Origin of the sequence: Exiguobacterium sp. OS-77 (assembly GCF_000414195.2) — a bacterium.
In the GTDB taxonomy this organism is placed as follows: Bacteria; Bacillota; Bacilli; order Exiguobacteriales; family Exiguobacteriaceae; genus Exiguobacterium_A; species Exiguobacterium_A indicum.
The window spans coordinates 1-14,014 of the sequence record NZ_DF239008.1 but is presented as its reverse complement, the minus strand read 5'-3'; the positions used below and the strand labels follow the sequence as shown (position 1 = coordinate 14,014).

Annotated in this window: 14 protein-coding genes, 3 tRNA genes, 1 other RNA gene and 1 other annotated feature; of the genes, 15 read left to right on the top strand and 3 right to left on the bottom strand. The window is 46.7% G+C overall.

Annotated features, from left to right (window positions below; translation table 11 throughout):
- Positions 1-110: 110 nt before the first annotated feature.
- Positions 111-1,577, top strand: a complete 1,467-nt coding sequence (guaB, locus tag EXG77_RS00090; RefSeq protein WP_029343029.1) for an IMP dehydrogenase — start codon at positions 111-113, stop codon at positions 1,575-1,577.
- 42 nt (positions 1,578-1,619) lie between these two features.
- Here guaB and EXG77_RS00085 read toward each other — a convergent pair whose 3' ends face one another.
- Positions 1,620-3,068 carry a PLP-dependent aminotransferase family protein gene (locus EXG77_RS00085; protein ID WP_369792081.1) on the bottom strand — a complete coding sequence of 483 codons (1,449 nt, stop codon included), beginning with the start codon at positions 3,066-3,068 and terminating at the stop codon, positions 1,620-1,622.
- Positions 3,069-3,139: 71 nt separating this feature from the next.
- Between EXG77_RS00085 and pdxS the strand changes: the two genes are divergently transcribed.
- The 8 genes from pdxS (at position 3,140) to EXG77_RS00045 (ending at position 8,535) form a co-directional block, all read left to right on the top strand.
- On the top strand, positions 3,140-4,027 hold the full coding sequence (gene pdxS / locus EXG77_RS00080; protein WP_023469872.1) for a pyridoxal 5'-phosphate synthase lyase subunit PdxS: 888 nt from the start codon (positions 3,140-3,142) through the stop codon (positions 4,025-4,027).
- Positions 4,021-4,599 carry a pyridoxal 5'-phosphate synthase glutaminase subunit PdxT gene (pdxT, locus tag EXG77_RS00075; protein WP_035395406.1) on the top strand — a complete coding sequence of 193 codons (579 nt, stop codon included), beginning with the start codon at positions 4,021-4,023 and terminating at the stop codon, positions 4,597-4,599. The genes pdxS and pdxT overlap by 7 nt, the downstream gene beginning before the upstream one ends.
- A gap of 91 nt (positions 4,600-4,690) precedes the next feature.
- A complete protein-coding gene (locus tag EXG77_RS00070; RefSeq protein WP_035395404.1) occupies positions 4,691-5,926 on the top strand; it encodes a D-alanyl-D-alanine carboxypeptidase family protein in 1,236 nt (411 codons plus the stop codon).
- A 12-nt stretch (positions 5,927-5,938) separates the two neighbouring features.
- Positions 5,939-6,146: a binding site (T-box leader), on the top strand.
- Between the two features lie 61 nt (positions 6,147-6,207).
- The gene (serS, locus tag EXG77_RS00065) at positions 6,208-7,485 is read left to right on the top strand and encodes a serine--tRNA ligase (RefSeq protein ID WP_035395402.1); all 1,278 of its coding nucleotides are present in this window, start codon (positions 6,208-6,210) and stop codon (positions 7,483-7,485) included.
- A 136-nt stretch (positions 7,486-7,621) separates the two neighbouring features.
- Positions 7,622-7,712 (top strand) — tRNA-Ser (locus tag EXG77_RS00060).
- Between the two features lie 40 nt (positions 7,713-7,752).
- Positions 7,753-7,843, top strand: a tRNA-Ser gene (locus tag EXG77_RS00055).
- 35 nt (positions 7,844-7,878) lie between these two features.
- A tRNA-Ser gene (locus EXG77_RS00050) sits at positions 7,879-7,968 on the top strand.
- A gap of 102 nt (positions 7,969-8,070) precedes the next feature.
- A complete protein-coding gene (locus EXG77_RS00045) occupies positions 8,071-8,535 on the top strand; it encodes a DinB family protein (RefSeq protein ID WP_023469876.1) in 465 nt (154 codons plus the stop codon).
- A 73-nt stretch (positions 8,536-8,608) separates the two neighbouring features.
- Here EXG77_RS00045 and EXG77_RS00040 read toward each other — a convergent pair whose 3' ends face one another.
- Positions 8,609-9,286: a deoxynucleoside kinase gene (locus EXG77_RS00040; protein WP_023469877.1), complete on the bottom strand. Its 678-nt coding sequence runs from the start codon at positions 9,284-9,286 to the stop codon at positions 8,609-8,611.
- Entirely contained in the window at positions 9,283-9,912 is a 630-nt protein-coding gene (locus EXG77_RS00035; protein WP_023469878.1) for a deoxynucleoside kinase, read from the bottom strand. Before EXG77_RS00035 ends, EXG77_RS00040 begins: the two co-directional genes overlap by 4 nt.
- A 108-nt stretch (positions 9,913-10,020) precedes the next feature.
- Between EXG77_RS00035 and tadA the strand changes: the two genes are divergently transcribed.
- From tadA to EXG77_RS00005, 6 genes are all read left to right on the top strand, one after another.
- The gene (tadA, locus tag EXG77_RS00030) at positions 10,021-10,527 is read left to right on the top strand and encodes a tRNA adenosine(34) deaminase TadA (protein WP_035395399.1); all 507 of its coding nucleotides are present in this window, start codon (positions 10,021-10,023) and stop codon (positions 10,525-10,527) included.
- 48 nt (positions 10,528-10,575) lie between these two features.
- Positions 10,576-10,842: signal recognition particle sRNA large type (gene ffs, locus EXG77_RS00025), an RNA gene on the top strand.
- Between the two features lie 95 nt (positions 10,843-10,937).
- Positions 10,938-12,623: a DNA polymerase III subunit gamma/tau gene (gene dnaX, locus EXG77_RS00020; protein ID WP_023469880.1), complete on the top strand. Its 1,686-nt coding sequence runs from the start codon at positions 10,938-10,940 to the stop codon at positions 12,621-12,623.
- Between the two features lie 18 nt (positions 12,624-12,641).
- Positions 12,642-12,962 carry a YbaB/EbfC family nucleoid-associated protein gene (locus EXG77_RS00015; protein WP_023469881.1) on the top strand — a complete coding sequence of 107 codons (321 nt, stop codon included), beginning with the start codon at positions 12,642-12,644 and terminating at the stop codon, positions 12,960-12,962.
- An 18-nt stretch (positions 12,963-12,980) separates the two neighbouring features.
- Complete coding sequence (gene recR, locus EXG77_RS00010) at positions 12,981-13,580, top strand: recombination mediator RecR (protein WP_023469882.1); 600 nt, start codon at positions 12,981-12,983, stop codon at positions 13,578-13,580.
- Positions 13,577-13,795: a YaaL family protein gene (locus tag EXG77_RS00005; RefSeq protein WP_023469883.1), complete on the top strand. Its 219-nt coding sequence runs from the start codon at positions 13,577-13,579 to the stop codon at positions 13,793-13,795. Before recR ends, EXG77_RS00005 begins: the two co-directional genes overlap by 4 nt.
- The last annotated feature ends 219 nt before the right edge of the window (positions 13,796-14,014 follow it).

Genomic DNA, 14,014 nt, shown 5'->3' with positions numbered 1-14,014 from the left:
ATGTGAAACTTCAGACTGTTCTGATTATTGGTCGAGTCATTGACATGACACCCTCTGCTTGTTACCATAACATCAATATTCTTTTATAAAAGAGAAAGCGAGTGGATAACATGTGGGAGAACAAATTTGCTAAAGAGGGTTTGACGTTTGATGACGTCTTACTCGTACCCCGTCGTTCGAGTGTCTTGCCGCGCGACGTTGATTTATCTGTCACGCTATGTGAAGGGATCACACTTAATATTCCGTTGATCAGTGCTGGGATGGATACCGTCACAGAAGCACCGATGGCAATCGCAATGGCACGTCAAGGTGGTCTTGGTGTCATTCATAAGAATATGTCAATGGAAGAACAAGCAGAACATGTCGATCGCGTCAAACGTTCTGAAAATGGTGTCATCACGAATCCGTTCTATTTGACGCCAGAGCGTCAAGTCTACGATGCTGAGTATTTGATGAGTAAGTACCGCATCTCTGGTGTTCCAATCGTTAATAACGAAACAGAGCGTAAATTAGTAGGGATTTTGACGAACCGTGATCTTCGTTTCGTCAAGGATTACTCGACTGTCATTGAAACGGTGATGACGACAGAAGAACTCGTGACAGCAAAAGTTGGTACGTCCCTTGCTGAAGCAGAACAGATTCTCCACAAACATCGCATCGAAAAGTTACCACTCGTTGATGAGAACGGTGTATTAAAAGGGTTAATCACGACAAAGGATATCGAAAAAGTCGAACAGTATCCACATGCTGCGAAAGATCAGTTCGGACGTTTACTCGTCGCAGCAGCTGTCGGCGTAACGAAAGACGCTTCGACACGTGCAAAGTTCCTTGTCGATGCAGGTGTCGATGCACTCGTCGTCGATACGGCACACGGTCACTCAGAAGGTGTTCTTCTCAAAGTACGTGAACTTCGTGAAGAATATCCAAACTTACCAATCATTGCGGGTAACGTTGCGACGGCAGAAGCAACACGCGATTTAATTGAAGCCGGTGCATCTGTCATCAAAGTTGGTATCGGACCTGGTTCAATCTGTACGACACGTGTTGTCGCAGGCGTCGGTGTACCACAAATCACAGCCGTCTTCGATTGTGCGACAGAAGCACGGAAACATGGTGTCTCGATCATCGCTGACGGTGGCATCAAGTATTCTGGAGATATCGTAAAAGCACTTGCTGCTGGCGGTCACGCTGTCATGCTCGGAAGCTTACTTGCAGGAGTAGAAGAGAGCCCAGGTGAGATGGAAATCTACCAAGGACGTCAATTCAAAACGTACCGTGGTATGGGTTCTGAAGCATCGATGAAACGCGGTAGCCAAGATCGTTACTTCCAAGAAGCAGACAAGAAGTTCGTTCCAGAAGGAATCGAAGGACGTGTCGCTTACCGTGGTAAACTCGGCGATTCGGTGTACCAACTCGTTGGTGGTATTCGTTCAGGTATGGGATACTGTGGCGCTGCAACGTTAGAAGAATTGCGTGAAGAGACACAGTTCATCCGTATGACGGGCGCTGGTTTGCAAGAGAGCCACCCGCACGATATTCAAATTACAAAAGAAGCATCGAACTATACACGTCAATAAACAAAAGCCTCGTCTTTCTCTAGTAGAAAGGCGAGGCTTTTTTCATGATGATTTATGCAAATCCCACGCGTCCATCAACAATCGTAATCCTTCCATCAACTCTTGCTCAGAGAGACTTGCAAATCCAAGGACGATTTGAGGTGTACCAGAGAGAAGCGGTAACTGGGCATATTGAGAAAGACCATATACTTGGATGCCTTGTTGTTGTGCCCGCGTTACGAGCTCCGGCTCCGTCATCCCGTTCGCTACGGAAACGACGACATGGAGTCCCGCACTTTCGCCGGTCAATCGTAAGGCAGGAATCCGGCGAAGTGATTGGATTAAGACGTCGAGCTTGCGACGATAGACTTTACGCATCCGGTTGAGATGTCGTTCAAAGTCGCCCTCTTTCATGAAGCGCGTCAAGATCGTTTGATCGAAGCGCGAGACACTACAGGTATAGTGTGATAGTTCTGTTTGATACCGAGCGCGTAAGACTTCGGGTAAGACCATATAACCGATCCGTAGTGAAGGCATGAGTGATTTTGAGAAAGTACTCATGTAAATGACACGATTGCTGTCCATGTTGTGTAAAGACGGAATCGATTTACCGCTGTAGCGGAATTCGCTATCATAGTCGTCTTCGATGATAAAACGGGTCGGATCCATCGCCGCCCAGTTCAACAACTGATGTCTTCGGTTGACGGATAAGATGCTACCGGACGGAAATTGATGTGCCGGTGTGACATACATGACATCGACGTTTGATTCCTGTAAGTGATCAATCCGTAATCCATTCGCATCAACACGAATCGGTTCAATCATGCGTTCATGATTTTCAAGTAAGAGGCGTGTCGTATGATAACCGGGATCCTCGATACCGTACGTGACGTCGCGTCCCAGTAAGAAGAGGACGAGCGGCAACAATTGCTCGACACCTGAACCGACGACGATTTGTTCAGGAGAACAGACGACACCACGGGAATGATAGAGATAGGTCGCAATCTCTTCGCGTAGCGCTAGATCGCCTTGCGGATGACCGAGTGAGACAAGTGGGTGGTGATCGGTATCGATGATATCTTTGGCATACTTTCGCCAACGAGCGAACGGGAAAGAGATCCCTTCAATCTTACTTGGATGAAAATCATATGTGATGATTGGTTTTTCTTTAGTGACACGTGGTTCGATGACGGGTGAGGTTTTAACGTAAGCGAGTTCCTCATAGGCAAGAACGAAGTAACCTTTACGTGAGATGGATTCGACATATCCTTCTGCGACGAGTTGTTGGTAAGCAAGCTCAATCGTCGTTTGACTTAAGTTCAAAAATTGACCGAGTTTTCGTTTAGATGGTAATTTCGTGCCGTATGCTAAACGACCGGCAATGATTTCATTTCGGATCTGTTGATAAAGTTGTTCATAAAGTGGTTTTTCCTGATTACGCGTGAGTTGAAATGATAGCATGTCCATCTCGTCTGACTCCTTCTTCGTAAACTGACCTGTTGAAATCATCATAAACTGATACTTTTAAAAGTGTCAACGTTCCGTATACTAAAGGAGTGAAAGTCAACCAAGGGGGAATGGATATGGAACGTCAACAAGGAACGGATCGTGTCAAACGTGGAATGGCTGAAATGCAAAAGGGTGGCGTCATCATGGATGTCGTCAATGCGGAACAAGCGAAGATTGCGGAAGCAGCAGGTGCTGTTGCAGTCATGGCACTTGAACGTGTCCCGTCTGATATTCGTCGTGACGGAGGCGTCGCACGAATGGCAGATCCATTGATTACGGAAGAAGTACTCGGAGCGGTCTCAATTCCCGTCATGGCAAAATGCCGGATTGGTCATATCGTCGAAGCGCGTGTTCTCGAATCGATGGGGGTCGATTTCATTGATGAGAGTGAGGTCCTGACTCCGGCAGATGAACAATATCATTTACTGAAGTCAGAGTTCACTGTGCCGTTCGTCTGTGGCGCACGTGATCTTGGGGAAGCCGCTCGTCGCATCGCCGAAGGAGCCGCGATGATTCGGACGAAAGGTGAACCTGGAACTGGGAACGTCGTCGAAGCTGTTCGCCATATGCGACAAATTCAAGCACAATTGAATCAGATTTTACATGTCAGTCCAGATGAATTGATGACATTTGCGAAAGAATGGGGTGCTCCGTACGAAGTATTACGTGATATTCGGACACAGGGACGTCTACCGGTCGTCAACTTTGCAGCCGGGGGAGTCGCGACACCAGCTGATGCCGCACTCATGATGCACCTAGGGGCAGATGGTGTCTTCGTCGGATCAGGGATCTTTAAATCAGAACATCCAGAACGTGTCGCTCGGGCGATTGTCGAGGCCGTGACGTACAAAGATGATTTTGAACGGATCGCGTCTTTATCCAAAGGACTCGGAACAGCAATGAAAGGAATCGATGTCACATCGATGCCGTTTGAGGAACGGATGGCGACACGCGGATGGTAATCGGTATTCTTGATGTTCAAGGTGCGGTCCGTGAACATCGACAGCAGCTGGAAGGTCTTGGTGTCGATGTCGTTCTCGTCAAACAAGCGAGCGATCTCGAGAAACTGGATGGACTTGTCTTACCAGGAGGCGAATCGACCGCGATGCGTCGATTGATCGAACGCTATGAATTACTGGAACCGCTTCGGGAAAAAGCGGCGACGTTACCGATGTTCGGAACATGTGCCGGAATGATTCTACTCGCAACCGCTATCGAAGCAGGACAAAGCCATCTCAACGCGATTTCGATGACGGTCCGTCGGAATGCTTTCGGTCGACAAATTGATTCATTTGAAGGATTGCTATCGGTTGAAGGAATTGAGGAACCAATCGAGGCAGTGTTCATTCGAGCACCATTGATTCTGTCTGTCGGGGAAGGAACACGAGTGATTGCGAAAGTCGAAGAGCAGATCGTTGCTGTCGAGACATCGCTACACCTCGCGTGCTCGTTTCATCCTGAATTAACGGAAGATAATCGTTTACATCAGTATTTTTTACAAAAAATCAAACAGCGGCAATCCGTCCGTTCATAAAGCGTGGAAGCATCTGACAGTCTCTACTGTCGGATGCTTCTTTTGTGCTACACTATTCGTATAATGAATGATTAAGTGAGGGAGAGACACGATGAAGCGAATCTTGCTACTCTGCTTGAGTATACTGATGCTCACAAGTTTTCCTATGACGGGACAAGCAGCACCTTCGATTCAAGCAGAGTCTTACATATTGGCCGATGCGGTCACAGGGAAAATCCTCCTTCAATCGGAAGCGGATGTTTCTCTACCACCAGCTTCGATGACGAAGTTGATGACGCTTTACCTCGTCCGGCGACAAATCGAACTCAAAAAACTGACGTGGGATCAAAAAATCATACCAAGCAAGAAAGTCTTAAAACTAGCAAAAACGTCTGGTATCACTCGTGTACCAGTAAAACCAAAAACATATACGGTTCGCGAAATGTATAATGCGGCGTTCATTCAATCAGCTAATGATGCAGCGGTCATGCTAGCCGAAACCGTCGCTGGTTCAGAAGCGACGTTCGTTGAAAAGATGAATGAGACAGCAAAACAGTTCGGAATGAACGACACGGAGTATGCGAACGCGTCTGGACTTGATGCTGTCGATGCGACCCTTCCAGGAACGAATTTGATGACAGCGACCGATATCGCGTTACTTGTCATCCGTTATATCAAGGATTACCCGGATGTCCTCGATGTGACGAGCAAAGCACAGATGAAACTCGATGGAGAAGTCTTGAACAACTCGAATAAGATGCTAGCGAAGGAAAAATTCGCATATGCTGGCATGCGAGGAATGAAGACGGGAATGACCGATTTAGCTGGTTACTGTTTTGTTAGTGTGACGACACGAGATAACATGACGCTTGTTACAGTCGTGATGCGAACGGATTCGGATCAAGCCCGTTTTCGGGAAACGAAAAAACTACTCGATTATGGCTTTGCGGCGTTTGAGCCATTAACGTATTACGGAAAAGGAGAACGGATTAAAGACGTTCTTCCGATTAAAGGGGCAACCGTCCGTAAGCTAGATGTCGTCACGGAAGGCTCATTGTATGTGACGGTATCGAAGCGAGCATCGACACGGGAACCACGGTTTGATTTCTCTAAAACGACGGCACCCGTCACAAAACAAGAAGTCGTCGGAACGGTGCAAGTCGCGGATGACGGTATATATCTACCTGGTTTTGAAACACCACGCGTGAATTTGTATAGTGCAACTGCCGTTCAACTCGCAAGTGTACCGACGCGTCTCGTCCGCGCTTGGACGGCTTGGTCGAAGCGAATTGAGCAAGCGATTCAACAATCGGCTCTTGTCAACCTCCAAGGCGATGGTGTAAAGTAAAGCTAATCTCATAAAGATGCTATGAACGGACCAAGTAGATATATCGATACTGTTAAGAGAGCTAGTGGGTGGTGTGAACTAGTCAGATCGATGGATTGAATCGAGCCGGATCGCACACCTTGCGAACAAGGTGCGGGTACGCCCGTTATCGCGTCTTAAGTTGGCTAGATGTGTCTAGCAATGAGGGTGGCAACGCGGATCCAGGTGATTCGTCCCTTTTCGGTAGGAATACCGGAAAGAGACGAGTCGCCTTTTTTTATGACATAAAGGAGGAATTACAGATGATTGATATTAAACGATTACGCCAAGATTTTGACGCCATTCAAGAAAAGTTAGCGCACCGGGGAGAGGACTTGACGGACATGAACCGTTTCCTCGCACTTGATGAGAAACGCCGAGAGCTGATTGCTCAGACTGAAGTCTTGAAAGCAGAACGAAACGAAGCGACGAAAAAAATCGCTGAACTGAAACGTAATAAGGAAAATGCAGATGAAGCGATCGCTGCGATGCGAAGTGTCGGAGACGAAATCAAGACGCTTGACGACGAGTTACGTGAAGTCGAAGCGACATTGAACCAGCTGCTCCTTGGTATCCCGAACATTCCACATGACAGCGTACCAGTCGGTTCTTCTGAGGACGATAACGTCGTCGTGCGTGAAGTCGGGGACAAACCAGCGTTTGATTTCGAAGCAGTTCCACACTGGGATTTGATGGAGCAATTAAAAATCGTCGACGTCGAGCGTGCCGGAAAAGTCACAGGTAGCCGTTTCGTCTTTTACCGCGGAGCGGGTGCGCGTCTTGAGCGGGCATTGATCAACTTCATGATGGATCTTCACCAAGATCAGCACGGCTACACAGAAATCTTACCACCACTTATGGTCAACCGTGACTCTATGACAGGAACAGGACAATTGCCGAAGTTCGAAGAGGATGCATTTAAAGTCGAAGAAACGAACTACTTCCTCGTACCGACAGCAGAAGTTCCGGTGACGAACATGCACCGTGAAGAAATCCTAACAGCTGATCAGTTACCGATTGGTTATGCAGCGTACAGCCAATGTTTCCGTTCAGAAGCAGGTTCTGCCGGACGCGATACACGTGGATTGATTCGCCAGCACCAATTCAATAAAGTTGAGCTCGTTCGTTTCGTCAAGCCAGAAGAGTCTTACGAACAACTCGAATTGTTAACGGGACAAGCGGAAACAGTCTTGAAAAAGCTGAAGCTGCCGTATCAAGTATTGAGCATGTGTACAGCTGATCTCGGGTTCACGGCTGCGAAGAAATACGACATCGAAGTCTGGATGCCAAGCCAAGGCGTCTACCGTGAAATCTCTTCTTGTTCAAACTTTGAAGATTTCCAAGCACGCCGGGCGCAGATTCGTTTCCGCCGCGAAGCGAACGCAAAACCAGAATTCGTTCACACGTTAAACGGTTCTGCCCTTGCAGTTGGTCGGACAGTAGCTGCGATCTTAGAGAACTACCAGCAAGCGGATGGATCAGTTGTTATTCCAGAAGTGCTTCGTCCATACATGGGTGGTCTTGAAGTGATTCAAGCTTAAGTCAGAAGGGGGAGTAATCCCCCTTTTTGTATTTTAAAAAGTTTTTTTAGAAAAGGTCTTTACACGTTAAAAGGCAGATGCTATCATAATTAATGTCAGGAAAACAACCGAGTCATAACATTGTTATGAGAAGTACGGAGGCGTACTCAAGTGGTTTAAGAGAACGGTCTTGAAAACCGTCAGGCGGCGAAAGCCGTGCGTGGGTTCGAATCCCACCGCCTCCTCCATTTTTATTTTTTTGGCAACGACATGCACGTTTTATAGCTTGGAGGCGTACTCAAGTGGTTTAAGAGAACGGTCTTGAAAACCGTCAGGCGGCGAAAGCCGTGCGTGGGTTCGAATCCCACCGCCTCCTCCACTTCTTTTTTTTTACCCAAAAATAAATATAATCATGGAGTCGTACCCAAGTCCGGCTGAAGGGGACGGACTCGAAATCCGTTAGGGGTCGCAAGGCTCGCGTGGGTTCGAATCCCACCGACTCCGCTTTTTATGAAGCATCTCAATTCTGAGGTGCTTTTTTGTTGCATCGATTTCTTCGTGCGTGCTATGGTTGCCTACGTGAAAAACGAAGAAGAGGTGGACGAAATGAACGAACAAACAAAAGAATCGTTGCTTTCGCATTATGCGATGACGATGACATATGTAAAAGACTTGGAACAGATTTCAGAAGAGGCATGGCGAACATCGTATGCAGAAGGTAAATGGACGATTGCTGAGATCATCGGTCACTTATCACCATGGGATCGCTTCATGGTCGCAGAGCGCATCCCGTACTTGCTCGCGGGGGAACCATTCCGTGTCGCACCAGATAGCCAAGCGGTCAATGAGGAAGCAGCGAAGATGAGCCGTGAGCAGCAACGGATCTTGACGATTGATGAGTTTTTAGTCAGCCGTGACTTGTTGCGCCGTGCAGTCGAATTGATTCCGGAAGAACGCCTGCAGGACAAGGTCGTCATTAAAGACAAAGAACTGACAATCGGTCAGTTCCTCGGAGCAATGGCTCAACATGATCTACACCATATGGAACAAATCAATCAAGTGATTGGTTAATGCGAGGGAGATGCGACACGCGTCTCCTTTTTTTGCGCAAAAAAAGATCCGCCTAAGAGGCAGATCTAATCAGTTAGCGTGTATTGGCAATACGAGCGACTTCAAGCTGTTTTTCGATCTTCGCGAGAATCCGGTCGATGGATTCTGGCTCGTTCAGTAAATCGTATTCGTCGATCGACAAACGAAGTACCGGGCAGATCGTGAAGTTATTGATCCAGTTCGTATAGCGCTCATACATCTCTTCCCAATATTCGATGGGTGTCTGCTGCTCCATCTCACGTCCGCGAAGACGAATTCGTTCAAGCACTTGTTCGAACGAACCTTCAAGATAGATCAAAAGATCCGGATGTGGGAAGAACGGTGTCATGACCATTGCGTCAAACAAACTTGAATATGTTTCATAGTCCGTTGGAGACATCGTTCCTTTTTCAAAATGCATCTTAGCAAAGATCCCTGTATCTTCATAGATTGAACGATCTTGGATGAAACCACCACCGTATTGGAAAATCCGCTTTTGCTCCTTGAAGCGTTCAGCGAGGAAATAGATTTGGAGGTGGAAACTCCAACGCTCGAAATCATGATAGAATTTATCCAAGTAAGGATTCGTATCGACTTTTTCGAGTGAAGTCCGGAAACCAAGGGCATCGGCTAATCCGTTTGTGATCGTTGATTTCCCGATCCCGACCATACCGCCGATCGTAATGACGGCATCTGCCGGGATGTTGTATTTTTCACGTAGCTTCAAGTTCATGCGTGGTTCGCTCCTTCATATAATTCGTTCCGGATCGTCGTCAAGACGTACTCGAGATCTTCTGGTCGCTTGACGAAGTCGAGAGCATCTCCGTCGAAACGGATGATTTTGACTTCCGGATGTTTGACTTGGTATTCCGTGACGAATGTCTCGTAATCCTCGGCTAATTGTTCGAGATAGGCACGTGACATATTTTCTTCGATTTCTCGTCCGCGCAGCGCAACACGTTTCATCAAGGTGTCGATACTTGCGTTCAAGTAGATGACAGCATCTGGTTTTGGCATATCCGTCGTCAGGATCGAATAGATTTGTTCATACTTCTCAAGATGCTCTACCTTTAGAGAGCGGTGTGCAAAAATCAAGTTCTTAAAGATATGGTAATCAGCAACGACAGAGCGTTGTTTACTGAGGTAATGACGTTCGATATCATCGAGTTGTTTGAAGCGATTGCACAAGAAGAACATTTCCGTCTGGAAGCTCCATTCTTCGATATCTTCATAGAACTTTCCAAGAAAGGGATTTTCTTCGACGATTTCGCGTAACATAGAAAAAGAGAAATGGTGACTGATGGCGTTCGCAAGTGATGTTTTGCCTACACCAATCGGTCCTTCAACCGTTATGAACATATACAATGACCCTCCGTTCAGCAAAGTGCAATTTATATTTTAGCACAAAGAAGTACGACTTGCTGAAGTTTCAAAAGGAGAATTTTTTTAGAGTGAGGAGTATCGTCAATGGAACGACAGGAACACTATATGCGCCTTGCAATTGAAGAGGCGAAAAAGGCAGAAGCAATCGGTGAAGTTCCGATCGGATGTGTCATCGTCAAAGACGATGAAGTCATCGCGACGGGGTACAATCACCGGGAAACGGATCAACAGGCGACGGCACATGCGGAGTTGATCGCAATCGAGGAGGCTTGCCGAAAGCTCGGGAACTGGCGACTTGAAGGGTGCGAGTTATACGTGACACTCGAACCGTGTCCAATGTGTGCGGGAGCCATCATGCTGTCGCGAATTGAACATGTCATCTTTGGTGCCGTTGATCCGAAGGGTGGGTGCTGCGGAACGCTGATGAACCTAGTGCAAGACGATCGGTTCAATCATGTCTCAGAGTTGACGAGCGGTATATTAGAAAAAGAGTGTGGTGAGATGCTAACGACGTTCTTTCGGGAACTGCGCGCGAAAAAGAAAGCGCGAAAGCGGGCAATGGGTTGCATCGCACCAGATGAAACAGTATAATGAAAAAGCACTGAAACAAGGTGCCACTAAAAATCGATAAACCATTTGCCGTGCTAGGTGGGGATGTAGCGGTTCCCTGTCACTCGCAATCCGCTATAGCGAGACTGAATTCCATGTCGAGGGATATGATTGGTGTGGTCTGCCTCACGTAAGTAGCGTTGACGTTTGAGTCCTACGCAACAGATACCCATGAACCAGGTCAGGTCCGGAAGGAAGCAGCCTTAAGTGGTGCTCTCTGTGTGTTGTAGGGGTGCTTGGACTGAGCAGGCTGCGTGAGTAACGCATGTTGAACATATTTCAGAATATGGTGCGCGGCAGTTTAATTTTTAAAGACAAGTCTACAGCCGGTTTCGGTTGTAGACTTTTTTAGGTAAAATAGAATGAGGAACTTAAAAAGAGGAGGCGCAAACTTGGCCTATCAAGCACTATACCGCGTGTACCGTCCACAACGATTCGACGAAGTCGTTGGACAAGCGCATATCACCCGTACGATCCAAAATGCATTGATGGAGGGACGGATGTCCCACGCCTATCTATTTTCGGGTCCTCGTGGAACAGGAAAGACGAGTCTTGCTAAAATCATCGCTAAAGCGATCAACTGTGAGCATGCACCGGTCAAAGAACCGTGTAATACGTGCCCGACGTGTCTTGCGATCACAGAAGGATCAAGCCCGGACGTCTTCGAAATCGATGCCGCTTCCAATAACGGCGTAGATGAGATTCGGGAAATCCGGGATAAAGTCAAATATCCCCCTTCAGAAGCAGCCTATAAAGTCTATATCATTGATGAAGTGCATATGTTGTCGACAGGTGCCTTTAATGCCTTGCTCAAAACACTAGAAGAACCACCGGCGCACGCCATCTTCATCTTAGCAACGACTGAACCACATAAAATTCCGGCGACGATCATCTCGCGTTGCCAACGTTTCGATGTGAAGCGGCATGAAGTCGATCAACTCGTAGAGCGGATGCAATATATCTTAAAAGACCAATCGATCGAGTATTCGGATACGGCATTACGATTGATCGCCCGAGCGGCGGATGGTGGTATGCGTGATGCGCTGAGTCTACTCGACCAAGCGGTTGCTTTTTCGAATGGTGATCTAAATGATGCGGCTGTTCTTGAAGTAACAGGAGCAGTAGAAGATGAAGCATTACTGAACATTGCCCGTGCCTTACATGAACATCAAGTCGATCAGTTGTTACAGACGCTTGAAACGATGCAGCGAGCGGGGAAAGATCTAAAACGTTTCGTGGAGGATCTCGTCTTCTTTTACCGAGACACGTTGTTGTTGAAAGCCTCGCCTACAGCTGTCGATTTGCTAGAGCGTGCGCGCCCGACGGATGAGTTCAAACAATTCGTTGAATCGATTGAAGCGGAGACGTGCTTTACGATCATTGATCAGTTACATGACTGCCAACAACAGATGCGGTTGACGAATCATCCGCGAGTCCTCGTTGAGATTGCCTTCATTCAAATTGCGGAACAAGGGAGAACAACGGGACAGATCGTCCAATCGTTGCAACAGGAAGTCCGCGAAATGAAAGAACAGATGCACCAGTGGAAGTCAAATGGTGTTCCAGCACAAGAAGCGGCTGCACCACAAGCGCAACCGAAGCGAAAACAAGGACGACCAACCGTTCGAATCGCCAAAGAGCGGATTCGCCAAATGCTAGAGCGAGCAGAGAAAGCGCAATTGCGCGAGATTCAAGAACGCTGGGATCACATCTTAAAATGGATTTTAAAAGAAGATGGCCCCATCTACTCGTTACTCCATGAGAGTAAACCGGTTCTTTGTTCAGCGGATACGTTGCTGATTGAATTCGATGACGGTAAAGGATGGCACTTTGAGCAGGTCATGACGAATGAACGAACACGTTTCGTGATTGAAGAAGCGCTGTATGAAGTATGTGGCGTCAAACGCGAAATTTTAGCGATTCTCTCAAAGGATTGGCATGAACTGAAGGCAGAGTTTGTTGCTAAGCGAAATAGTAGTAGTATAGAAGAGAAGGAAACAAAACAAGAATCGGAGAGCGATCAGTTATTGTCCGAGACGCTTGGTCGTTTTGGTGATATCGTAGAGTTCGAAGATTAAATTCGAGGAGGAATACAGATGCGCGGAATGGGAAACATGAACAATATGATGAAGCAGATGCAGAAGATGCAAAAGGATATGGCGAAAGCACAAGAAGAACTAAAAGACTTAACAGTGACAGGTACAGCAGGCGGAGAAATGGTCTCAGTCGTCGCTGATGGTCATAAAAATATCGTAGATGTCATCATTAAAGAAGAAGTCGTTGATCCAGATGATGTTGAAATGATTCAAGATCTCGTCTTAGCTGCAACAAACGATGCTTTGAAGAAGGTCGATGAACTCGTAGCAAGTAAAATGGGGAAATTCACACAAGGTATGAATCTGCCGGGAATGTTTTAATTCGTAGGAGGAAACCACTTGCAATATCCTGAAGCGATTAGTCGTTTGATCGAAAGTTTTACGAAACTGCCGGGGATTGGTCCGAAGACAGCAGTTCGTCTAGCGTTTCATGTCCTTGATATGGAAGAGGACGATGTCTTGATGTTCGGAAAGGCATTGGTCAGCGCGAAGCGCGACATTGCCTACTGTAGTGTCTGCGGGAATATAACGGATCAAGATCCTTGTTATGTATGTACAGATAAACACCGAAACCGTACGATTGTCTGTGTCGTCCAAGATTCAAGGGATGTCATTGCAATGGAAAAGATGCGAGATTACCAAGGGTTGTATCATGTCTTGCATGGAGCAATCAGTCCAATGGAAGGAATCGGTCCAGAGGATATCAATGTATCTAGCCTACTGACACGTCTTCAAGCGGACGAAGCGATTACGGAAGTCATCTTAGCAACTAATCCGAATATCGAAGGAGAAGCGACAGCGATGTATCTATCGCGTCTCTTAAAACCGACGGGTATTCGGATCACTCGAATTGCCCATGGTCTTCCGGTTGGCGGAGATCTTGAATACGCAGATGAAGTGACGTTATCTCGTGCAATGGAGGGACGTCGCGAACTATGAGTTGGTTTCGAAAGAAGATTCGCAGTGAGTACGACCAGCGTTTGTTAGAAGAATTAGCAAAAGCAAAAGAAGATTATTTGATGAAGCGTCATCTCTTAGAAATCAGCTATGATGACTATGGTGATTTAGAAGCACAAATGAAGTTAGCGGAATCACTGTATTTCTTCTATATAAGCGAAGCAAAAAGAAGACGCGTCTCATTGATGATGAAGTAAACCGCAGCCATTCTTGTCTGCGGTTTTTACATGCTCTAAAAAAACTATAAGTTATTTTAATAAAGTAGTTGCACATGTCTAATTATCGTGATATATTAATTCATGTCCTTAAGAGGACGAGCGCTTACGGCAAACAAGTAAAAAACAATTTTAAAAAAGTTGTTGACTTCTTGTTTCAAACTTGGTATTCTAATTGAGTCGCCAAAACAGGCGCGGACG